The following is a 21755-nucleotide window of genomic DNA, read 5'->3' as shown; positions in this document are numbered from 1 at the left end:
CCCCTAGTCTGGTTCGCAGGCTGCCGCCGACAGTGCGCGGCGGATGTGGAGGGCCACGGAGATGACCGCTGTGGACGAGCGCGGGATGACGAAGTTCTTCGAGGAGTTCGAGCCTCCCGAGGGCGTCAAAGCCGAGCTTCTCCGGGGGTGATCGTGATGACGGCCAGCCCAGGCCTGGTGCACAACATGATCGTGGAAGACGTGTTGGACCAGATTCCGCGCAAGAGGTGGTCTCGTCTCCAGACGCAGGACGTCGACATCCTCGACGAGGCCAGTGAGCCCGTTCCGGACTTGGTGGTCCTGCGGCGTGATCTCATGCCCGATTCCGGGCGTCTGCTGCCGTCTTCCCTCATCACGATGCTCGTCGAGGTCGTCTCCAAGCCCAGCGTTCACCAGGACTACGCCGTCAAGCGGTCGATCTACGCGGCGGGGAAGGTGCCCGCCTACCTCATCCTCGATCCGATCACGGCGCAGTGCGTGCTGCTGACGAAGCCTGCGGGTGAGGGCGAGGACGCCGACTACCAGACGCAGCAGGTCACCAAGTTCGGTGACCCGCTGCCGCTGGAGGTTCTGGGGCTCGAACTGGACACAAGCGAGTTCGGGACGCTTCCCGGCGTCAGGCCCCACCGCTATCCGTGACGAAGTCGATCAGCTCCTCCACCCGCCCGAGCAGCTCCGGCTCCAGGTCCTTGTAGGACCGCACCCGCGACAGGATGTGCCGCCAGGCCGCCCCCGTGTTCTCCGGCCAGCCCAGCGCCCGGCACACCCCCGTCTTCCAGTCCTGCCCGCGCTCCACCCGCGGCCACGCCCCGATCCCCAGGGACGACGGCTTGACCGCCTCCCAGACGTCGACGAACGGGTGGCCCACCACCAGGGCGTGCTCGCTCGTCACCGCCTGTGCGATCCGCCACTCCTTCGAGCCCGGCACCAGGTGGTCCACCAGCACGCCGAGGCGGGCGTCCGGCCCCGGGGCGAAGGACTCCACGATCGACGGCAGGTCGTCGACGCCCTCCAGGTACTCCACGACCACGCCCTCGATGCGCAGGTCGTCGCCCCACACCTTCTCCACCAGCTCGGCGTCGTGCCGCCCCTCGACGTAGATCCGGCCGGCGCGGGCCACGCGCGCGCGGGCGCCGGGCACGGCCACCGACCCGGACGCCGTACGCGTGGGCCGTACCGGCCCCGACGGCGGCTTCACCAGCGTGACCGCCCTGCCCTCCAGCAGGAAGCCCCGCGGCTCCAGCGGGAACACCCGGTGCTTGCCGAAGCGGTCCTCCAGGGTCACCGTGCCCGCCTCGCAGCGGATCACCGCGCCGCAGAAACCCGTCCCCGGCTCCTCGACCACCAGACCCGGTTCCGCCGGGACCTCGGGGACCGGCCGGGGCTTCTTCCACGGAGGGGTCAGATCGGCGGAGTACTGGCGCATTCTCCCGACGATAGGAGGAGTCCGCGCGCCCGGTTCAGCGCGACACGCCGAAGCGCGCCGCCAGCGCGTCCCGCTGCCGCCGCACGAACTCCGCGTCCACCACCGCCCCGTGGCCGGGCACGTACCGCGCGTCCTCGCCGCCCAGCTCCAGCAGCCGGTCCAGGGCGGCCGGCCAGTGGGACGGCACGGCGTCGGGGCCCGCCTGCGGCTCGCCGGACTCCTCCACGAGGTCGCCGCAGAAGACCACGTCCACCTCGCCCGGCACCAGGACCGCCAGGTCGTGGGCGGTGTGCCCGGGACCCACGTCGGCCAGCACCACCCGCCGCCCGCCGCCCAGGTCGAGCGTCAGCTCGCCGCGCACCTCGTGGCGGACGGGGACGAGCGCGTCCGCGGCCTCCCGCGCCCGCCCCGCGTCCAGGCCGTGGGCCACCGCGTCCGCGCGCAGCTCCTCCCGGCCGCCGGCGAGCGCCTCGCCCACGCCCGCCGCCCCGAACACCTCCGCGCCCGCGAACGCCGCCGCCCCGAAGACGTGATCGAAGTGGGCGTGGGTCAGCGCGAGATGCGTCACACGCCGCCCGGCCAGCCGCTCCGCCCGCGCCCGCAGCCGCGCCCCCTCCCCGAGGCTCGACCCGGCGTCGATCAGCAGCGCCGCGCCCCGGCCGGCCACGAGCCCCGCCGTGCAGTCCCACACCGGCAGCCGGCACCGGCCGACCCCGGCCGCCACCCGCTCCCACCCCAGCTCTTCCCAAGTCACCGTCATACCGGGGACGCTAGCGGGCACGGGACCCGTGACCGCGGCGGCGCGGGACCAGCCTTGCCGGGGAAGTACCCCACCGCCGTACACTGGGCCGGGGAAGACTGGCACTCGCACGCGCCGAGTGCCAGGCGACGACAGGGAAGACACCCGGCGGACGACTTCTGGAGGTGTGCGCGATGCTCAGTGAACGCAGGCTTCAGGTGTTGCGCGCCATCGTCCAGGACTACGTCGGCACCGAGGAGCCCGTCGGCTCCAAGGCGCTCACCGAGCGGCACAACCTCGGCGTCTCCCCGGCCACCGTGCGCAACGACATGGCGGCCCTGGAGGAGGAGGGGTACATCGCCCAGCCGCACACCAGTGCGGGGCGGATCCCCACCGACAAGGGCTACCGGCTCTTCGTCGACAAGCTGGCCGGGGTCAAGCCGATGACCGCGCCCGAGCGGCGCGCGATCCAGAACTTCCTCGAGGGCGCCGTCGACCTCGACGACGTGGTGGCCCGCACGGTGCGGCTGCTCGCGCAGCTCACCCGGCAGGTCGCCGTCGTCCAGTACCCGTCGCTGACCCGCTCGACCGTGCGGCACGTGGAGCTGCTCTCCCTCGCGCCCGCGCGCGTGATGCTCGTGCTGATCACGGACACCGGGCGGGTCGAGCAGCGGGTGGTCGACTGCCCGGCGCCCTTCGGCGAGACGTCCCTGGCGGACCTGCGCGCGCGGCTGAACAGCCGGGTCGCGGGCCGCCGCTTCACGGACGTGCCCAGCCTGGTGGAGGACCTGCCCGACGCCTTCGAGGTCGAGGACCGCGGTACGGTCTCCACGGTGCTCTCCACGTTGCTGGAGACCCTCGTCGAGGAGAACGAGGAGCGGCTCATGATCGGCGGTACCGCCAATCTCACCCGCTTCTCGCACGACTTCCCCCTCACGATCCGGCCGGTGCTGGAGGCGCTGGAGGAGCAGGTCGTCCTCCTGAAGCTGCTAGGCGAGGCGAAGGATCCGGGCGTGACCGTCCGCATCGGTCACGAGAACGCCCACGAAGGACTCAACTCCACGTCCGTCGTGTCGGTCGGTTACGGTTCGGGCGGCGAGGCGGTTGCCAAGCTCGGCGTGGTCGGACCGACCCGCATGGACTACCCGGGAACGATGGGAGCGGTACGCGCAGTGGCACGGTACGTCGGACAGATCCTGGCGGAGTCGTAGGTGGCCACGGACTACTACGCCGTACTCGGCGTGCGCCGCGACGCGTCGCAGGAAGAGATCAAGAAGGCCTTCCGGCGGCTCGCACGCGAGCTGCATCCGGACGTCAACCCCGATCCGAAGACGCAGGAGCGGTTCAAGGAGATCAACGCCGCCTACGAGGTGCTGTCGGACCCGCAGAAGAAGCAGGTCTACGACCTCGGCGGCGACCCGCTCTCGCAGTCCGGCGGCGCCGGCGCGGGCGGCTTCGGGGCCGGCGGCTTCGGGAACTTCTCCGACATCATGGACGCGTTCTTCGGCACGGCGTCGCAGCGCGGGCCGCGCTCGCGCACCCGCCGCGGCCAGGACGCGATGATCCGCATCGAGGTCGAGCTGGACGAGGCGGCCTTCGGCACGACCAAGGACATCCAGGTCGACACGGCGGTCGTGTGCGCCACGTGCAGCGGTGAGGGTGCCGCGCCGGGCACGTCCGCCCAGACCTGTGACATGTGCCGCGGCCGCGGTGAGGTCTCCCAGGTCACGCGGTCCTTCCTGGGCCAGGTCATGACCTCGCGCCCCTGCCCCCAGTGCCAGGGCTTCGGCACGGTCGTCCCGACGCCGTGCCCGGAGTGCGCCGGGGACGGCCGGGTCCGCTCCCGCCGGACTCTCACCGTCAAGATCCCCGCCGGTGTCGACAACGGCACCCGCATCCAGCTCGCCGGCGAGGGCGAGGTCGGCCCCGGCGGCGGTCCCGCCGGCGACCTGTACGTCGAGATCCACGAGCTGCCGCACCCGACCTTCCAGCGGCGCGGCGACGACCTGCACTGCACGGTGACGATCCCGATGACGGCGGCGGCCCTCGGCACCAAGGTGCCGCTGGAGACGCTCGACGGTCGGGAGGAGGTCGACATCCGCCCCGGCACCCAGTCCGGCCAGTCGATCCCGCTGCACGGCCGGGGCGTCACGCACCTGCGCGGCGGCGGACGCGGCGACCTCGTCGTCCACGTCGAGGTGCAGACCCCGACCAAGCTCGACCCCGAGCAGGAACGCCTGCTGCGCGAGCTGGCCAAGCTGCGCGGCGAGGAACGGCCGCAGGGCCAGTTCCAGCCCGGGCAGCAGGGGCTGTTCTCGCGGTTGAAGGACGCGTTCAACGGGCGCTGACGCGCGTGCGGTCAGGGCGGCCGGGGGTCCGGGGGTCGTCCCCCGGGCAGGCACGGTCAGCCGGGGCGGCAGGGGCTGTTCTCGCGGTGGAAGGACGCGTTCGACGGGCGCTGACGCGCGTGCGGTCAGGGCGGCCGGGGGTCCGGGGGTCGTCCCCCGGGCAGGCACGGTCAGCCCGGGCAGCAGGGGCTGTTCTCGCGGTTGAAGGACGCGTTCGACGGGCGCTGACAGTGATCACCCGGCCCGCTTCCCGAGGGCCGGTGCTGTCGGCCCATGCCCGCGGAAGGGTGGATTCGGAGCGGTGTGCGGGACGTGACACCATGCGGTCATGTCCTCCGCGCTGACCGATCTGTTCCCCCTGCCGATCGTGCAGGCCCCCATGGCGGGCGGTGTCTCCGTGCCGCGGCTCGCCGCCGCCGTGAGCGAGGCGGGCGGGCTGGGGTTCCTGGCCGCCGGGTACAAGACGGCCGACGGGATGTACCAGGAGATCAAGCAGCTCCGCGGGCTGACGGGCCGGCCCTTCGGCGTCAACGTGTTCCTGTCGCAGCCGGAGACGGCCGACCCCGCCGCCGTCGGCGTCTACGCCCACCAGCTGGCGGGCGAGGCCGCCTGGTACGAGACCGGGCTCGGCGACCTGGGCCACGGCCGGGACGACGGGTACGACGCCAAGCTGGCGGTGCTGCTCGACAACCCGGTGCCGGTGGTCTCCTTCCACTTCGGCTGCCCGAGCCGTGAGGCCCTGGACGCCCTGCGCCGCGTCGGCACCTTCACCCTGGTCACCGCCACCACCGTGGAGGAGGCGCGGGCCGTGGAGCGGGCCGGCGCGGACGCGGTGATCGCGCAGGGCGTGGAGGCCGGCGGCCACCAGGGCACCCACCGGGACGTGCCGGAGACGGACGGCGCCGGGATCGGGCTGCTGTCGCTCCTCGCCCAGGTGCGCGAGGCGGTGAGCCTGCCGGTCGTCGCCGCCGGCGGCCTGATGCGCGGCGCGCAGATCGCCGCGGTGCTCGCGGCCGGCGCGAGCGCCGCCCAGCTGGGCACCGCGTTCCTCGCCACCGACGAGTCCGGCGCGCACCCCCTGCACAAGCGGGCCCTGACCGACCCCCTGTTCGCCCGCACGGAGCTGACCCGGGCGTTCTCCGGGCGCCCGGCGCGCGGCCTGGTCAACCGCTTCCTGCGCGAGCACGGCCGCTACGCCCCCGCCGCCTACCCCGACGTCCACCACCTCACCGCGCCGCTGCGCGCGGCGGCGGCCGAGGCGGGCGACGCGCAGGGCATGGCGCTGTGGGCGGGACAGGGCCACCGGATGGCCCGGGAGCTGCCCGCGGGGCGGCTGGTGGAGGTACTGGCGGACGAACTCGCGTCCGCCGTCGCGGAGTTGCCGGGGTTCCCGGCGGGAGGTGCGGGCCGATGACGGCACCGGTGTTCGTGGTCGACTCCCTTCAGCCGGCGGACCTGCCGGGCGGGGAGTACGTGCTGGACGGCCCCGAGGGGCGGCACGCCGTCTCCGTGAAGCGGCTGCGGCCCGGCGAGGACGTCGTCCTCACCGACGGGCGGGGGCGCTGGGCGGACGGCGTGGTGAAGGCCGCCGAGGGCAAGGACCGGCTCGTCGTCACGGACCTGACGGACGTGCGCGACGAACCCCCGGGGCAGCCCCGCATCACCGTCGTCCAGGCCCTGCCCAAGGGGGACCGCGGCGAACTCGCCGTCGAGACGATGACCGAGGTCGGCGTCGACGCGATCGTGCCCTGGGCGGCGTCCCGCTGCATCACCCAGTGGAAGGGCGAGCGCGGGCTGAAGGCGCTGGCCAAGTGGCGGGCGACGGCCCGGGAGGCCGGCAAGCAGTCCCGCCGGGTCCGCTTCCCCGAGGTCGCGGACGCGGCGACCACCGAACAGGTCGCCTCGCTCCTGGCCGGTGCCGACTTCGCCGCCGTCCTCCACGAGTCCGGCGAGACCCCGCTGGCCACCGCCGAGCTGCCCGCCTCCGGCGAGATCGTGCTGGTGGTCGGCCCCGAGGGCGGCGTCTCGCCCAAGGAGCTGGAGCTGTTCGCGCGGGCGGGCGGACGGCCGTACCGGCTGGGGCCCAGCGTGCTGCGTACCTCCACCGCCGGTACGGCCGCGGCGGCGGTGCTGCTGGCCCGTACCGGCCGCTGGAGCTGACGCGCCGGTCACGCCGGGGGGGCGTGCCACATGGCCGTATGCGCTCTACCGCGTTGGCGGGGGCGGTGGCAGTCTGCCGTCCATGGGGGTATCGAGGCCGATCCGGTGGTGGCCGCGCGGGCGGCGGGCGGTGGTCGCGGGGGCGTTCGCGGCCCTCGCCGTGGGCGGGGCCGCCGCCTGTGATCCCGGCGGGCTGGGCTCCGCCTCGGTGGCGTACACCACCGACGAGACGGTGACGCGGGAACTGAACCGGCAGAAGGCGGGCGTGCGGTGGCTGACCTGCACCGCCTCCTACGGCGACGGCGGTACGGCGTCGGCGCGTCCGGCGTCCGGGCAGACAGCCGCCTCCGTCGCCTCCGTCGACTGCGAGGGCGAGACGGAGGACGGCAAGGAGATCACCGTCGACGGCGAGGTGACCCGCGTCGTCGACGGGGCCTGCGTGCGCGGGAACCTCACCGCGAAGGTGGACGGCAAGGTGTGGTTCCGCGTCGACGGGCTGGGCGACTGCGACGCCACGCCCACGCCGCCCGCGGGCGGTACCGCCCGGGAGCGGCCGGGGCCCACCGCGACCGTGACGGTCACCGTCACCAAGACCGTCTGGTGCCAGGAGCACCCCAAGTGCTGGCCGACGGAGGGGAAATGACGTGCGCGGGGACGTTCACGAGGGCGGGTGGCAAGTGATCCGGCCCCCTGTCCAGCGCGGCCCGCGCTGCATAGGGTGACCGGGTGACCCAGTCAGCATCGCCTGCCTATCTCCGTTACCCGCACCCGCACGGCGACCTGGTGGCCTTCACCGCCGAGGACGACGTGTGGCTCGCCCCGCTCGACGGTGGCCGGGCCTGGCGCGTCAGCGCCGACAACGTGCCCGTCACCCACCCGCGCATCTCGCCCGACGGCGCCTTCGTCGCCTGGACCTCCACCCGCGACGGCGCCCCCGAGGTGCACCTCGCCCCGGTCGACGGCGGCCCCGCCAAGCGCCTCACCCACTGGGGGAACTGGCGCACCCAGGTGCGCGGCTGGACCCCGGACGGCCGGGTGCTGGCCCTCAGCGCCCACGGCCAGGCCAGTTCGCGCCGCACCTGGGCCCGTGCCGTGCCGCTCGACGGCGGCCCCGCCGCCACCCTGCCGTACGGGCCCGTCGGCGACGTCGCGCACGGCCCGGAGGGCACGGTGCTGCTGTCGTCGGGGATGAACCGCGAGGCGGCCTGGTGGAAGCGGTACCGGGGCGGCACGGCGGGCAAGCTGTGGATCGACCGCGAGGGCGACGGCGAGTTCGTCCGGCTGCACGAGGAGCTGGACGGGAACGTCGAGTACCCGCTGTGGGTCGCGGGGAGGGTGGCGTTCCTCTCCGACCACGAGGGCGCCGGGGCGCTGTACTCCTCCCTGCCCGACGGGTCCGACCTGCGGCGGCACACCCCGCTCGGGGGCTTCTACGCCCGGCACGCCGCCACCGACGGCACCCGGGTCGTGTACTCCTGTGCCGGTGAGCTGTGGGTGCTGGACGACCTGGAGGGCGCCGAGCCGCGGCGGCTGGACATCCGGCTCGGCGGGCCGCGTGTCGACCTCCAGCCGTACCAGATCGACGCCGCCCGCTCGTTCGGGTCCGCGTTCCCGGACCACACCGCGCGCGGCAGCGCCGTCGCCGTACGCGGCGGCGTGCACTGGGTCACCCACCGCTCCGGTCCCGCCCGCGCGCTGGCCGTGCGGCCCGGCGTCCGGGCCCGGCTGCCGCGCGTCTTCCGCGCCGACGGCGAGGAGTGGGTGGTGTGGGTGACGGACGCCGAGGGCGACGACGCCCTGGAGTTCGCGCCCGCCACCGGCCTCGCGCCCGGCGCCACCCCGCGCCGGATCGCCGCCGGGCGGCTCGGCCGCGTCCTGGGGCTGGCCATGGCGCCCGACGGCAGCCGCGCCGCCGTCGCCTCCCACGACGGACGCGTCCTGCTCGTCGAACGCGAGTCGGGCGAGGTCCGCGAGATCGACCGCAGCGAGGACGGCGACGCCTCCGGCCTCACCTTCTCCCCGGACTCGGCCTGGCTCGCCTGGTCCCACCCCGGCCCCTCCCCCCTGCGCCAGCTCAAACTCGCCCACACCACCGACCTGTCGGTCACCGAGGCGACCCCGCTCAGGTTCCGGGACTACGCCCCGGCGTTCACCCTCGACGGCAAGCACCTCGCCTTCCTGTCCACCCGCTCCTTCGACCCGGTCTACGACGCGCACGTCTTCGACCTGGCCTTCGTGGAGGGCGCCCGCCCGCACCTGATCACGCTGGCCGCGACGACGCCCTCGCCGTTCGGGCCGCAGCGGCACGGCCGCCCGTTCGACACCTCCGACCACCGCGAGGAGACCCCCGACAGCGAGGGCGCCCCCACCACCCGGATCGACCTGGAGGGCCTCGCCGACCGGATCGTGCCCTTCCCCGTCGAGGCCGCCCGCTACTCCACCCTGCGCGCCGCCAAGGACGGCGTGCTGTGGCTGCGCCACCCGGTCACCGGCGTGCTCGGCGCCTCCCGCGCCACCCCGGACGCCCCGGACCCGCACACCGAGCTGGAGCGCTACGACCTCGCCCAGCAGCGCCTGGAGCGCCTCGCCGGCGACGTCGACCACTTCGAGGTCAGCGGCGACGGCAAGCGGGTGCTGCTGCGGACCGACGGACGGCTGAAGGTGGTCCCCAGCGACCGGCGCGCCTCGAACGACGACGACAGCGACACCAACATCACCGTCGACCTGAGCCGCGTACGGCAGACCGTGGACCCGGCGGCCGAGTGGCGGCAGATGTTCGAGGAGACCGGCCGCGTCATGCGGGACCAGTTCTGGCGGCCGGACATGAACGGCGTCGACTGGGACGCCGTCCTGGACCGCTACCGGCCGGTGCTGGAGCGGGTCGCCACCCACGACGACCTGGTGGACCTCCTGTGGGAGGTGCACGGCGAACTCGGCACCTCGCACGCCTACGTCGTCCCGCGCGGCGGCTACGGCGGCGGCGCCCCGCAGGGCCTGCTCGGCGCCGACCTCTCCCGCCACGAGGACGGCACCTGGCGCGTCGACCGCATCCTGCCCTCGGAGACCTCCGACCCCGAGGCCCGCTCCCCGCTCGCCGCGCCCGGCGTCGCGGTGCGGCCCGGGGACGCGATCGTCGCGGTCGCCGGGCAGCCCGTCGACCCGGTCACCGGGCCCGGCCCGCTGCTGGTCGGCACGGCGGGCAAGCCGGTGGAGCTGACCGTCTCGCCCTCCGGCGGCGGCGAGGTGCGGCACACGGTGGTCGTGCCCGTCGCCGACGAGGAACCGCTGCGCTACCACGCCTGGGTCGCCGGCCGGCGGGCCTACGTCCACGAGCGGTCCGGCGGCCGGCTCGGCTACCTGCACGTCCCGGACATGGTCGGCTCCGGCTGGGCGCAGCTCCACCGGGACCTGCGCGTGGAGGTCGCCCGGGAGGGCCTGGTCGTCGACGTCCGCGAGAACCGCGGCGGGCACACCTCCCAGCTGGTGATCGAGAAGCTGGCCCGGCGCGTCGTCGGCTGGGACGTGCCGCGCGGCATGCGCCCCTACAGCTATCCGGCCGACGCGCCCCGCGGCCCGGTCGTCGCCGTCGCCAACGAGTTCTCCGGCTCCGACGGCGACATCGTCAACGCCGCGATCAAGGCGCTCGGTATCGGCCCGGTGGTCGGCACCCGCACCTGGGGCGGCGTCATCGGCATCGACAGCCGCTACCGGCTCGTCGACGGCACGCTGATCACCCAGCCCAAGTACGCCTTCTGGCTGGAGGGCTACGGGTGGGGCGTGGAGAACCACGGCGTCGACCCGGACGTGGAGGTCGTGCAGCGCCCGCAGGACCACGCGGCGGGCCGCGACCCGCAGCTCGACGAGGCGATCCGGCTCGCCCTGGCGGCACTGGAGCGGACCCCGGCGAAGACACCGCCCGCCCTGCCCGCCCTGGAACGCGGTTCCGGCGACCCGGAGTGACACCCCACTCGCTACGATGCCCCGGTACGTGATCACCCGGGCGTGAGGAGGCACACGCATGGCAGGGGAGCCACAGGACGACTGCCTGTTCTGCAAGATCGTCGCAGGGCAGATCCCGGCGACGGTCGTCCGCGAGACGGAGACCACGCTGGCGTTCCGCGACATCAACCCCCAGGCGCCCACCCACGTCCTGGTGATCCCCAAGGCGCACCACGCGGACGCCGCCGCGCTCGCCGCCGCCGACCCGGCGCTCGCCGCGGACGTGCTGCGCGAGACGCAGGCGGTCGCCGAGGACGAGAAGCTGGACAGCTACCGCATCGTGTTCAACACGGGCAGCGGCGCCGGGCAGACCGTCTTCCACACCCACGCCCACGTCCTCGGCGGGCGCGGGCTCCAGTGGCCCCCGGGGTAAGACGCCTTGTCCGTACGCGAACTGGTCGTCCTCGGCACGGCCAGCCAGGTCCCGACCCGGCACCGCAACCACAACGGCTACCTGCTGCGCTGGGACGGCGAGGGCATCCTGTTCGACCCCGGCGAGGGCACGCAGCGCCAGATGCTGCGCGCCGGGGTCGCCGCCCACGACCTGAACCGGATCTGCGTCACCCACTTCCACGGCGACCACTGCCTGGGCCTGGCCGGCGTGATCCAGCGCATCAACCTCGACCAGGTGCCGCACGAGATCACCGCCCACTACCCGCGCTCGGGCCGGCGCTTCTTCGACCGCCTGCGGTACGCCACCGCCTACCGCGAGACGGTCGGCGTCACCGAGGTCCCGGTCGCCGCCGACGGGGTCCTGGCGGCCACGCCCGCCTACACCCTGGAGGCGCGCAAACTGTCCCACCCCGTCGAGTCCTACGGCTACCGGCTGATCGAGCCCGACGGGCGCCGCATGCTGCCCGAGCGGCTGGCCGCGCACGGCATCGAGGGTCCGGACGTGGGCCGCCTCCAGCGCGAGGGATCGCTCGGCGGCGTCACGCTGGAGGACGTCAGCGAGGTGCGGCGCGGCCAGCGGTTCGCGTTCGTCATGGACACCCGGCTGTGCGACGGCGTGCACGCGCTGGCCGAGGGGTGCGACCTGCTCGTCATCGAGTCGACCTTCCTCGACGAGGACGAGGCGCTCGCCGTCGAGCACGGCCACCTCACCGCGGGCCAGGCGGCGCGGGTCGCCCGGGACGCCGGCGTGCGCCACCTCGTCCTGACCCACTTCAGCCAGCGCTACACCGATCCCGAGGAGTACGCGCGCCAGGCGCGGGCGGCCGGGTACGAGGGGGAGCTGACGGTGGCGCACGACCTGCTGCGGGTTCCGGTTCCGAAACGTCGGTGAGAGCGCCGTACGATGCTCTGATGCCCCTGCCCAAAGCTGAACTGCACCTGCATATCGAAGGCACACTGGAGCCCGAGCTGGCGTTCGAGCTGGCCGCGCGCAACGGCGTGCCGCTGCCGTACGCCGACACCGGTGAGCTCCGCGAGGCCTACCGGTTCGAGGACCTCCAGTCCTTCCTGAACCTGTACTACGAGCTCATGGCCGTCCTGCGCACCGAGCGCGACTTCGAGGAGCTGGCCGACGCCTATCTCGCCCGCGCCGCCGCGCAGGGCGTGCGGCACGCGGAGATCTTCTTCGACCCGCAGGCCCACCTGTCCCGCGGGGTCTCCATGGAGACGGTCGTCGAGGGGCTGTGGCGGGCCCTGGGGCGCAGCGAGGAGAAGCACGGCGTCTCCACCCGGCTGATCCTGTGCTTCCTGCGCGACGAGTCCGCCGAGTCGGCCCTGGAGACGCTCCGGGCGGCCAAGCCGTACCTGGACCGGATCACCGGCGTCGGCCTGGACTCCGCCGAGGTCGGCCACCCCCCGGCGAAGTTCCGCGAGGTGTACGAGGAGGCCGCCGCCCTCGGCCTGCGCCGGGTCGCGCACGCCGGCGAGGAGGGCCCGCCGCAGTACATCACCGAGGCCCTGGACGTCCTCGGTGTCGAGCGGGTCGACCACGGCCTGCGCTGCATGGAGGACCCGGCCCTGGTCGAGCGCCTGGTGCGCGAGCGGATCCCGCTCACCCTGTGCCCCCTGTCGAACGTGCGGCTGCGCACCGTCGACACCCTCGCCGGCCACCCGCTGCCCGCCATGCTGGACGCCGGGCTGCTGTGCACGGTCAACTCCGACGACCCGGCCTACTTCGGCGGGTACGCGGGCGACACCTTCGACGCCGTGCGCGAGACGCTGAAGCTGGACCAGGAGCGGCTGCGGGAGCTGGCCCGCAACTCCTTCCTCGCCTCCTTCCTGGAGGACGACGAGGAGCGGCGGGCGCGGTACCTCGCCGAGGTGGAGGCGTACGAGTTCGGCGCCTGACCCGTCAGCCGGTCCCGGACCCCGGTGCGGCCGCCGCCTGCCGGGGTCCCGCCGTGTCGTAGGCGCGCCGGGCGGGAACGGCCGGAGCGTCGACGGTGATCTCCACGACCGGCTGCTCCGGGGCGCCGACCTCGGGGACCGCCCCGGCGGGCGTGCCGGGGGAGGCGGCGACCACTGCGGCCGGGGTGCCGCCGCGGCGGCGGACCGCGCCGGGCAGCAGCGTCCGCCCGCCGGTGTGCAGGGCGACCGCGGTCATCGGCACGGCGACCAGCAGCAGACCGGCGCCGAGGACCGCGCCCATCACCGGGAACCCGGCCTGCGCGGACAGCACGCTGCCGGTCAGCGGCCCCGCCGCCGTCCCCAGCGAGGACGCCGACCCGACGAGCACCGCCCACCGGCCGCGCGGATCGAGCGAGGCGGCGAGGCCGAACAGGTACGACAGCACGATCGGGTACAGCGTGTTCCAGGCGATCTCTCCGGCGGCGAAGGTGCCCAGGGAGGTCGCGGAGGCGCTCAGCGCGATGCAGCCGGCGATGAGGACCGTGCCCGCCCCGATGGGCAGCGCCCGCCCCAGCCGCGCCCCGAGCGCCCCCGCCGCCAGCACGCCGAGCAGGCCCGCGCCGAGCGCCACGGCGAACACCACGCCGATGGCGGCCTCGCCCAGGTGCGCCTGCGACAGGCCGATCCGGCCGCTGACGCCCCACAGCGCGTTCTGCGCGAGCGACCACAGCGGCATGACGGCGATCAGGAGCAGCCCGGAACGGCGGTGGGGGAGCGGGGCACCGGCGGCGCGGGAGCGCGCGGCGCCGGTGCCGGCGGGCAGGGAGCCGGTCAGCGGCCAGACGGCGAGCGCGGTCAGGGCGAGCGCGGCCAGCGGCAGACCGTGGCCGGGGCCGAGGTGCGGGACGGTCAGGTACACCGCGCCCGCGAGGCCGGAGACGCTCAGCAGCCCCAGCGTGGAGGCCCGGTGCGGGTCCCGCTGGGCGGCGATCCGGGTGGCGGCGACCGTCGTGGCCGTACCCGACCCGAAGCCGCCGACGACCGCGCCCGCGACGACGGCCGGGACGGCGGCGGTGAGCGCGGCGCCGCCGTAGCCGAGGACGGCGAGGACGAGGCCGGTCCGGGCCAGGGCGCGGGCGCCGACGCGTTCGACGCGGGAGGCGAGCAGGAAACCCGCCGTCGCCGAGCTCAGCAGCAGCGCGCTGCCGACGGCGCCCGCCTGCGTGGCGGAGAGCGGAAGTCCGGAGTCGAGCCGGCCGACGGTGGTCGGCAGCAGGTACGGGGCGAGATACCCGGCCGTGAACAGGGCGACGAGGGGCCAGGGGGTGGTGCGGGGGGCGGACACGGGCGTTCCCAGGGCATGCGGAAGAAGCGCTTCGAGAAGGCTTCGAAGGGGGTGAGGGGGGAGGGGCGACGACCGTCGACGGACAGGGGCGCGCGGCCAATTTGTATCAAGTGGCGGCGGGGCGCGGGCGCGCGGGGGGTGTGATGTGCGCCACTGTTGTGTTTGGGGGTGTGAGGGGGTGGGTAACAGAAGCCGTCGCGGTCGGCGAAGGGCGCTACCGCCAGTGGACCGAGCCGCCGCCCCCGGCGGGCACCGCCGCCTCGATGCGGGCCCGGATCTCCCGCATCACCGTCACGATCCGCTCCTCGCGCCCGGGCGTCAGCCGGGCCACCGGCACCGAGCAGCTGACGGCGTCCTGCGCGGGACGGTCGTAGCGCAGCGCGAAGCCGAACCCGGCGATCCCGGGGACGCTCTCCTCCCGGTCCACGGAGTAGCCGCGCTCCCGCACCCGTGCGAGGTCGGCCGCCAGGGAGGCGCGGCTGGTGTGCGAGTGGGGGGTGAGGGCCTCGTACGGCCCCTCGGGCAGTTCCTCGTCCGGGCGCTCCGCCAGCAGGGCCTTGCCCAGCGCGCCCACGTGCGCGGGCAGCCGCCGGCCCACCCGGCTGATCGTCCTCAGGTACTCGTGCGACTCCCGCGTCGCCAGGTACGCCACGTCCCGGCCGTCCAGGCGGCCCAGGTGGATCGTCTCGCCCAGCGCCTCGGACGCCTCGTCCAGGTACGGGCGCACGGCCCGCACGCGCGGGTCGGAGTCCAGGTAGCTGGTGCCGGTGAGCAGGGCGTGGATGCCGATGCCGTACAGGGAGCCGGTGACGTCGGTGCGGACCCAGCCGCGCGAGACCAGCGTCTGGAGCAGCGCGTACATCGAGCTGCGCGGCACGCCGAGCTCGTCCGCGAGCTCCTGGAGCCGCGCCGGGCGGTCCCCGCGCGCGGCCAGCAGCTCCAGCAGCTCCACCGTGCGCGCCGCCGACTTCACCTCGCGGACGCCTCCTGCCTCTGACATGCGCCGATCGTAATGCGGGCGAGGAAATCAGGTGCGGGCCCATTGACGTCCCCCGTTCACCTATCTAGCCTCCATCTTCATACGTGGACGTCGTCTACATAGGGAGATGAGAGTCGTGCATCGGGACACCGGAGACGAGACGGCGGCCGTCACGCGACGGCTGCGGGACGGGATGGCGCGCGGGGTGCTGTCCTTCCCGCTGACCAGCTTCCGCGAGGACGGGACCCTCGATGCGGCGGGCTACCGGTCCTACGTGGCCGCCCAGCTCGCCACCGCGCCCGGCGCGCTCTTCCCGGCCTGCGGCACCGGCGAGTTCTTCTCGCTCGACGAGGACGAGTACCGGCAGGTCGTCACCCTCGCCGTGGAGGAGGCCGCCGGATGCGTCCCGGTCGTCGCCGGGACCGGCTACGGCTGGGCGCAGGCGCTGCGGTTCGCCCGCGTCGCCGAGGAGGCCGGCGCCGACGCGCTGCTCGTCCTGCCGCACTACCTCACCGCCGCCCCGCAGGACGGACTCGTCGCCCAGTTGGAGCGGATCGCCGCCGGGACCCGGCTGCCGCTGATCGCCTACCAGCGCGGCCAGGTCGCCTACACCGCCGATTCGCTGAGGCGCCTCGCCCGCGTCCCCGGCGTCGTCGGCCTCAAGGACGGCCACAGCGACCTCGACCGGCTCCAGCGCCTCACCCTCGCCGCCCCCGGGGACTTCCTCTTCTTCAACGGCGCCGCCACCGCCGAGATCCAGGCCCGCGCCTACGCCGCCGTCGGCGTCCCCGCCTACTCCTCCGCCGTCCACGCCTTCGCCCCCGAGATCGCGAACGCCTTCTTCGCCGCCCTGCGCGACGGCGACACCGGCACGGCCGACACGCTGCTGCGCGGCTTCTACGTCCCCTTCGTCGAACTGCGCGACCGCGTCCCCGGCTACGCCGTGTCGCTGGTGAAGGCCGCGGCACGGCTGCGCGGCCGTCCCGTCGGCCCCGTCCGCGCCCCGCTCACCGACCCCTCGGCCGCCGACCTGGCCGACCTGAAGACCCTGCTCGCCACCGGACTCGACCTCGTAGGAGCCTCCCTGTGAACCTCGCCATCACGGACGTGCGGCTGACGCCGATCCTGGTCGCCGACCCGCCGCTGCTGAACACCCAGGGCGTCCACCAGCCCTACACACCCCGGCTGATCGTGGAGGTGGTGACCGCCGACGGGATCACCGGCGTCGGCGAGACCTACGGCGACACCAAGTACCTGGAACTGGCCCGCCCCTTCGCCGAGAAACTGAAGGGCCGCCAGGCAAGCGACCTCAACGGCCTGTTCCTGGTCGCCGACGAGGTCGCCGTCGACGCCTCCCGCGTCTCCGGGCAGGTCGACGTCGGCGGGCTGCGCGGCGTCCAGACCGCCGACAAGCTGCGCCTGTCCGTCGTCTCCGCCTTCGAGGTCGCCTGCCTCGACGCCCTCGGCAAGGCCCTCGGGCTGCCCGTGCACGCCCTGCTCGGCGGCAAGGTGCGCGACGCCGTCGAGTACAGCGCCTACCTGTTCTACAAGTGGGCCGACCACCCCGAAGGCGTCCGCTCCGAACCGGACGACTGGGGCGCCGCCCTGGACCCGGCGGGCGTGGTCGAGCAGGCCCGGACCTTCACCGAGCGGTACGGCTTCACCTCCTTCAAGCTCAAGGGCGGCGTCTTCCCGCCCGAGGAGGAGATCGCCGCGATCCGGGCGCTGGCCGAGGCGTTCCCCGGCCACCCGCTCCGGCTCGACCCCAACGGCGCCTGGTCGGTGGAGACCTCCCTGAAGGTCGCGGAGGAACTCGGCGACGTCCTGGAGTACCTGGAGGACCCCGCGCTCGGCACCCCCGCCATGGCCGAGGTCGCCGCCCGCACCGGCGTGCCGCTCGCCACCAACATGTGCGTGACGACGTTCGCCGAGATCCCGGAGGCGTTCACGCGCGGCGCCGTCCAGGTCGTGCTCTCCGACCACCACTACTGGGGCGGGCTGCGCAACACCCAGCAGCTCGCCGCGATCTGCCGCACCTTCGGCATCGGGGTGTCCATGCACTCCAACACCCACCTCGGCATCAGCCTCGCCGCGATGACCCACGTCGCGGCCACCGTCCCCAGCCTCCACCACGCCTGCGACTCCCACTACCCCTGGCAGTCGGAGGACGTCCTCACCGAGCGGCTGGTCTTCGAGGGCGGCCGGGTCGCCGTCCCCGACGCCCCCGGCCTCGGCGTCGAGCTCGACCGCGACAAGCTGGCGTTCCTGCACCGGCGCTGGCTCGACGACGACGGCGCGCTGCGCGACCGCGACGACGCCGCCGCGATGCGCGTCGCCGACCCCGCGTGGGTCACCCCGTCCGTCCCCCGCTGGTGAGCCTCCCTTCCCCGGTGAGCCGTCACCTCCCCCGATGTACTGCCACGATCGGAGCCGCTCGTGCCCGCAGCAGTCCCCGCGCCCCACTCCCCGGCCGTCCGGTCGGCCGTCCGCAAGATCTTCCGCCGCGTGGTCCCCCTGTTCTTCGTGATGTTCGTCGCGAACTACGTCGACCGCGTCAACATCGGCTTCGCCAAGGACCAGCTCCAGGCCGACGTCGGCCTGTCCGCCGCCGCCTTCGGCTTCGGCGCCGGGCTCTTCTTCATCGCGTACGCGATCTTCGAAGTGCCCAGCAACATGCTGCTGGAACGCTTCGGCGCCAAGGTCTGGCTCACCCGCATCATGATCACGTGGGGTGCCGTCGCCACCGCCATGGCCTTCGTCGGCAGCGTGGAGATGTTCTACGTCCTGCGCTTCCTGCTCGGCGTCGCCGAGGCCGGCTTCTTCCCCGCCGTCATCTACTACTTCACCCGCTGGCTCCCCGACTCCGACCGGGGCCGCGCCACCTCGGTCTTCCTCATGGGCTCCGGCACCGCCTCGGTCATCGCCGGGCCGCTGTCCGGGGCGCTGCTGGAGATGCACGGCATCTGGGGCCACCAGGGCTGGCAGTGGATGTTCTTCATCGAGGGCGTCTTCTCCGTCGTCCTCGGGTTCGTCGTCTACCGGTTCCTCGACTCCCGCGTCGAGGACGCCACCTGGCTCACCGACGAGGAGAAGACCTCGCTCGCCGCCGCCATCGACGCCGAACAGGAGCAGCGGGCCGGGGAGCGCGGCACCGCGGACGTCTCCCGGTGGCGGCTGCTCGCCGACCCCCAGATGCTGCTCTTCCTGTGGATCTACTTCGCCATCCAGATCGCCCTGTACGCGGTGACCTTCTGGCTGCCGAGCATCGTCGACGACATCGGCGGACTGTCCGACTTCCAGGTCGGGCTGCTGGTCGCCGTGCCCTGGCTGTGCGCCATCGGCGCCGTCTACGTCGCCGGGCGGATCTCCGACCGCACCGGCAGGCGGCGCCCGATCCTCGCGGCGAGCCTGGTCGCGGGCGGCGCCGGCACGCTGCTCGCCGTCCTGGTGTCGCCGTGGTTCGGCCTGGCCGCCCTGTGCGTGGCCGCCATGGGCTTCAAGACGTCCTCGCCGATCTTCTGGACCATCCCGCAGAGCTACCTCGACGCCCGGATCGCCGCCCCCGCCATCGCCCTGATCAACTCCGTCGGCAACCTCGGCGGCTTCGTCGCCCCCACCGCCTTCGGGCTCGTCGAGGAGGCGACCGGCTCGACGACGGGCGGCCTGGTCGGCCTCACGGTCGTCGGCTTCCTGGCCGCGCTGAGCGTCCTGCTGCTCCGGGGCGGCGGACGCAACGACCGGGTCCGCGCCCGGCGGGCGAAGGCCCCCGCCGCCAGGACACCGGGCACGGCGCCGGACACGACGCCGGGAGCGGCCCGCACCGGGCGGCCGGGGACCGCGGCGGCCTGACCGGCCGGCACGAGAACCGCCGCGCTGCCGGCGGCGTGGTGCACACTGGCCTGATCCGCACCATGTCAGGGAGCGCACCGTGACAGCGTCCGCCGTGTCCACCGCGTCCACCGCGTCCGAGGTACCGACCGCGTCGACCACGTCCGATGTTTCCACCGTGTCCGCCGCGCCGGCCGCGGCCGACGTGCCCGCCGCGCCGGCCGTCCCGGTCCCGCCCGCCGCGGCGGACGCGCACCGCCACCCCCAGATCGACCCCCTGGCCGCCCTGCGCACCCCGGCCGATCCGCCCTGGGACGTGTACCTGACCGGCACCGTCTTCCTCGACATCGTCTTCACCGGACTCGACTCCGCCCCGGTGCGCGGCACGGAGTCCTGGGCCCGCGGGATGGGCTCCAGCCCGGGCGGCGTGGCGAACATGGCGACCGCCCTGGCCCGCCTCGGCCTGCGCACCTCCCTCGCCGCCGCCTTCGGCGACGACCACTACGGCGACTACTGCTGGGACACCCTCGAACAGGGCGAGGGCATCGACCTCACCCCCTCGCGCACCGTGCCCGGCTGGCACTCGCCGGTCACCGTCTCCATGGCGTACGAGGGCGAGCGCACGATGGTCTCCCACGGCCACGAGCCGCCGCCGGAGGAACCCGCCCCCGACTGCCCCCCGCGCGCCCGCGCCGCCGTCGCCTCGCTCACCCCCGGCAGGCCGGCCCCCTGGATCGCGCAGGCCGCCGCCCGGGGCACCCGCATCTTCGCCGACGTCGGCTGGGACGACACCGGCGCCTGGGACCTGGCGGGCCTGACCGACCTCGCCCACTGCGAGGCGTTCCTGCCCAACGCCGAGGAGGCCATGCGCTACACCGGCACCGACTGCCCGCGCGCCGCCGCGCACGCCCTGACCGCGCACGTGCCGGTCGCGGTGGTCACCCTCGGCGCGGAGGGCGCCTACGCCGTGGACCGGCGCACCGGGGAGAGCGCCGAGGTCCCCGCCATCGCCGTCGAGGCCCTCGACCCCACCGGCGCGGGCGACGTCTTCGTCGCCGGTTTCGTCACCGGCTCCCTGGCCGGCTGGCCGCTCGCCGACCGGCTCGCCTTCGCCGGGCTGACCGCCGCCCTGTCCGTGCAGGAGTTCGGCGGCTCCCTGTCGGCGCCCGGCTGGTCCGAGATCGCCGCCTGGTGGCGCAAGGTCCAGTCCGTCGAGGGCCAGGACCCGGCGGCCCTGCGCCGGTACGCCTTCCTGGCCGATCTGGTCTCCGACGAGCTGGTCCGGCCCTGGCCGCTGCGCCGGGCGGTCCCCACCATCGGCTTCCGCCACCCGGCCTGAGCGGGCGCCGGGACCGGGCACCGTGCCGGATGCCCCCACCGGGAGCCCTCCACCGGGAGCCCCCCACCGGAAGCCCCAGCGCCCGGAGCCCCGCGCCGAAAAGCCCTTCGGCGTTGTCACCCGCCCGTCGTACCCTGGGAGTCGCGAGGCCGCCGTCAGCCGTGCGGCCGTGACGAGGAGGAACCGCAGGCCTTAAGCGCCGGCCCATGACTCAGACACCCACAGCTCACACCCCCGCGCAGGGGCAGGCGAAAGTGCAGTTCACCGTCCCCGCCCAGCACCCCATGGTGACCGTGCTGGGGTCCGGCGACTCCCTCCTGCGCGTGATCGAGAAGGCCTTCCCGGGGGCCGACATCCATGTCCGGGGCAACGAGATCAGCGCGGTCGGCGACCCTGCGGAGGTCGCCCTCGTGTCGCGCGTGTTCGACGAGATGATGCTCGTGCTCCGCACCGGGCAGCCGATGACGGAGGACGCTGTGGAACGCTCGATCGCCATGCTCAAGGCGAGCGAGAAGGGGGAGAGCGACGGCCAGGAGACCCCGGCCCAGGTACTCACCCAGAACATCCTGTCCTCACGCGGCCGCACGATCCGCCCCAAGACGCTCAACCAGAAGCGGTACGTCGACGCCATCGACAAGCACACCATCGTCTTCGGTATCGGCCCCGCCGGCACCGGCAAGACGTACCTGGCGATGGCCAAGGCGGTGCAGGCCCTGCAGTCCAAGCAGGTCAACCGCATCATCCTGACCCGCCCGGCGGTCGAGGCGGGCGAACGCCTGGGCTTTCTGCCCGGCACGCTCTACGAGAAGATCGACCCCTACCTGCGCCCGCTGTACGACGCGCTGCACGACATGCTCGACCCGGACTCGATCCCCCGGCTGATGGCGGCGGGCACGATCGAGGTCGCGCCGCTCGCATATATGCGTGGCCGTACCCTCAATGATGCTTTCATCATCCTGGACGAGGCCCAGAACACGAGCCCCGAGCAGATGAAGATGTTCCTCACCCGCCTCGGCTTCGACTCGAAGATCGTGATCACGGGTGACGTGACGCAGGTCGACCTGCCCGACGGCACCAAGTCCGGTCTCCGTCAGGTCCAGGACATCCTGGAGGGCGTCGAGGACGTCCACTTCTCCCGGCTGTCGTCCCACGACGTCGTACGGCACAAGCTGGTGGGCCGTATCGTCGACGCGTACGAGCAGTACGACAGCAAGCACGGCACCGAGAACGGCGCGCACAGGAAGCGCGGCACGACCGGCGCCAAGGGCTCCAAGGGGAAGTAGACCAGCAC

18 protein-coding genes and 1 pseudogene are annotated in these 21755 nt (G+C 74.0%); 15 read left to right on the top strand and 4 right to left on the bottom strand.

The genetic code is table 11. The annotated features are described in order from the left end of the window. The first annotated feature begins 43 nt into the window (after positions 1–43). Positions 44–639 (top strand): annotated as a pseudogene (locus ABZ340_RS01160) (Uma2 family endonuclease). Here ABZ340_RS01160 and ABZ340_RS01155 read toward each other — a convergent pair. Together ABZ340_RS01155 and ABZ340_RS01150 are read right to left on the bottom strand one after the other, a co-directional pair. Beyond that, the gene (locus tag ABZ340_RS01155) at positions 617–1426 is read right to left on the bottom strand and encodes a DUF3097 domain-containing protein (protein WP_358779621.1); all 810 of its coding nucleotides are present in this window, start codon (positions 1424–1426) and stop codon (positions 617–619) included. The pseudogene ABZ340_RS01160 and the gene ABZ340_RS01155 overlap by 23 nt on opposite strands. Positions 1427–1460: 34 nt before the next feature. Beyond that, positions 1461–2186, bottom strand: a complete 726-nt coding sequence (locus ABZ340_RS01150) for an MBL fold metallo-hydrolase (RefSeq protein WP_358779620.1) — start codon at positions 2184–2186, stop codon at positions 1461–1463. A 173-nt stretch (positions 2187–2359) separates the two neighbouring features. Between ABZ340_RS01150 and hrcA the strand changes: the two genes are divergently transcribed. From hrcA to ABZ340_RS01105, 9 genes are all read left to right on the top strand, one after another. Continuing rightward, positions 2360–3376, top strand: coding sequence for a heat-inducible transcriptional repressor HrcA (gene hrcA / locus ABZ340_RS01145; protein WP_358779619.1), 1017 nt, complete (start codon positions 2360–2362; stop codon positions 3374–3376). After that, on the top strand, positions 3377–4513 hold the full coding sequence (dnaJ, locus tag ABZ340_RS01140) for a molecular chaperone DnaJ (RefSeq protein ID WP_358779618.1): 1137 nt from the start codon (positions 3377–3379) through the stop codon (positions 4511–4513). A 328-nt stretch (positions 4514–4841) separates the two neighbouring features. Beyond that, on the top strand, positions 4842–5927 hold the full coding sequence (locus ABZ340_RS01135) for a nitronate monooxygenase (RefSeq protein WP_358779617.1): 1086 nt from the start codon (positions 4842–4844) through the stop codon (positions 5925–5927). Then, positions 5924–6673: a 16S rRNA (uracil(1498)-N(3))-methyltransferase gene (locus ABZ340_RS01130; protein WP_358779616.1), complete on the top strand. Its 750-nt coding sequence runs from the start codon at positions 5924–5926 to the stop codon at positions 6671–6673. Before ABZ340_RS01135 ends, ABZ340_RS01130 begins: the two co-directional genes overlap by 4 nt. An 82-nt stretch (positions 6674–6755) precedes the next feature. Then, positions 6756–7316, top strand: a complete 561-nt coding sequence (locus ABZ340_RS01125; protein ID WP_358779615.1) for a hypothetical protein — start codon at positions 6756–6758, stop codon at positions 7314–7316. Positions 7317–7399: 83 nt separating this feature from the next. Continuing rightward, a complete protein-coding gene (locus tag ABZ340_RS01120) occupies positions 7400–10633 on the top strand; it encodes a S41 family peptidase (RefSeq protein WP_358779614.1) in 3234 nt (1077 codons plus the stop codon). Positions 10634–10691: 58 nt separating this feature from the next. Then, a complete protein-coding gene (locus tag ABZ340_RS01115) occupies positions 10692–11045 on the top strand; it encodes a histidine triad nucleotide-binding protein (protein ID WP_358779613.1) in 354 nt (117 codons plus the stop codon). A 6-nt stretch (positions 11046–11051) separates the two neighbouring features. Continuing rightward, entirely contained in the window at positions 11052–11957 is a 906-nt protein-coding gene (locus ABZ340_RS01110; protein ID WP_358779612.1) for a ribonuclease Z, read from the top strand. Between the two features lie 20 nt (positions 11958–11977). Beyond that, complete coding sequence (locus ABZ340_RS01105) at positions 11978–12973, top strand: adenosine deaminase (protein ID WP_358779611.1); 996 nt, start codon at positions 11978–11980, stop codon at positions 12971–12973. A gap of 4 nt (positions 12974–12977) precedes the next feature. On the opposite strand, the gene ABZ340_RS01100 is transcribed toward ABZ340_RS01105, so the two are convergent. Then, complete coding sequence (locus ABZ340_RS01100; RefSeq protein ID WP_358779610.1) at positions 12978–14318, bottom strand: MFS transporter; 1341 nt, start codon at positions 14316–14318, stop codon at positions 12978–12980. Between the two features lie 214 nt (positions 14319–14532). Beyond that, entirely contained in the window at positions 14533–15318 is a 786-nt protein-coding gene (locus ABZ340_RS01095; RefSeq protein ID WP_358779609.1) for an IclR family transcriptional regulator, read from the bottom strand. Positions 15319–15424: 106 nt separating this feature from the next. On the opposite strand from ABZ340_RS01095, the gene ABZ340_RS01090 reads away from it, so the two are divergent. From ABZ340_RS01090 to ABZ340_RS01070, 5 genes are all read left to right on the top strand, one after another. Continuing rightward, the gene (locus tag ABZ340_RS01090; RefSeq protein ID WP_358779608.1) at positions 15425–16387 is read left to right on the top strand and encodes a 5-dehydro-4-deoxyglucarate dehydratase; all 963 of its coding nucleotides are present in this window, start codon (positions 15425–15427) and stop codon (positions 16385–16387) included. Beyond that, a complete protein-coding gene (locus tag ABZ340_RS01085; RefSeq protein WP_358779607.1) occupies positions 16384–17673 on the top strand; it encodes a glucarate dehydratase family protein in 1290 nt (429 codons plus the stop codon). Before ABZ340_RS01090 ends, ABZ340_RS01085 begins: the two co-directional genes overlap by 4 nt. A gap of 60 nt (positions 17674–17733) precedes the next feature. Continuing rightward, positions 17734–19146: an MFS transporter gene (locus ABZ340_RS01080; RefSeq protein WP_358779606.1), complete on the top strand. Its 1413-nt coding sequence runs from the start codon at positions 17734–17736 to the stop codon at positions 19144–19146. Between the two features lie 184 nt (positions 19147–19330). After that, complete coding sequence (locus tag ABZ340_RS01075; RefSeq protein ID WP_358779646.1) at positions 19331–20464, top strand: PfkB family carbohydrate kinase; 1134 nt, start codon at positions 19331–19333, stop codon at positions 20462–20464. 206 nt (positions 20465–20670) lie between these two features. Further along, positions 20671–21747 (top strand): PhoH family protein, encoded by a 1077-nt coding sequence (locus ABZ340_RS01070; protein WP_358779605.1) that lies wholly within the window; start codon positions 20671–20673, stop codon positions 21745–21747. Positions 21748–21755: the final 8 nt, after the last annotated feature.

Source organism: Streptomyces sp. NPDC006134, from assembly GCF_040628835.1.
Classification (GTDB): Bacteria; Actinomycetota; Actinomycetes; order Streptomycetales; family Streptomycetaceae; genus Streptomyces.
Note: the sequence above shows the minus strand (reverse complement) of the source record. Positions and strands in the feature narration are given on the sequence as shown.

What these genes read in the sequence shown, in the direction of transcription:
- ABZ340_RS01070 (WP_358779605.1), top strand. Translation starts at nt 20,671, where the DNA reads ATGACTCAGACACCCACAGCTCACACCCCCGCGCAGGGGCAGGCGAAA.
- ABZ340_RS01125 (WP_358779615.1), top strand. Translation starts at nt 6,756, where the DNA reads ATGGGGGTATCGAGGCCGATCCGGTGGTGGCCGCGCGGGCGGCGGGCG.
- ABZ340_RS01095 (WP_358779609.1), bottom strand. Translation starts at nt 15,318, where the DNA reads ATGTCAGAGGCAGGAGGCGTCCGCGAGGTGAAGTCGGCGGCGCGCACG.
- ABZ340_RS01130 (WP_358779616.1), top strand. Translation starts at nt 5,924, where the DNA reads ATGACGGCACCGGTGTTCGTGGTCGACTCCCTTCAGCCGGCGGACCTG.
- ABZ340_RS01105 (WP_358779611.1), top strand. Translation starts at nt 11,978, where the DNA reads ATGCCCCTGCCCAAAGCTGAACTGCACCTGCATATCGAAGGCACACTG.
- ABZ340_RS01150 (WP_358779620.1), bottom strand. Translation starts at nt 2,186, where the DNA reads ATGACGGTGACTTGGGAAGAGCTGGGGTGGGAGCGGGTGGCGGCCGGG.
- hrcA (WP_358779619.1), top strand. Translation starts at nt 2,360, where the DNA reads ATGCTCAGTGAACGCAGGCTTCAGGTGTTGCGCGCCATCGTCCAGGAC.
- ABZ340_RS01090 (WP_358779608.1), top strand. Translation starts at nt 15,425, where the DNA reads ATGAGAGTCGTGCATCGGGACACCGGAGACGAGACGGCGGCCGTCACG.
- ABZ340_RS01135 (WP_358779617.1), top strand. Translation starts at nt 4,842, where the DNA reads ATGTCCTCCGCGCTGACCGATCTGTTCCCCCTGCCGATCGTGCAGGCC.
- ABZ340_RS01115 (WP_358779613.1), top strand. Translation starts at nt 10,692, where the DNA reads ATGGCAGGGGAGCCACAGGACGACTGCCTGTTCTGCAAGATCGTCGCA.
- ABZ340_RS01155 (WP_358779621.1), bottom strand. Translation starts at nt 1,426, where the DNA reads ATGCGCCAGTACTCCGCCGATCTGACCCCTCCGTGGAAGAAGCCCCGG.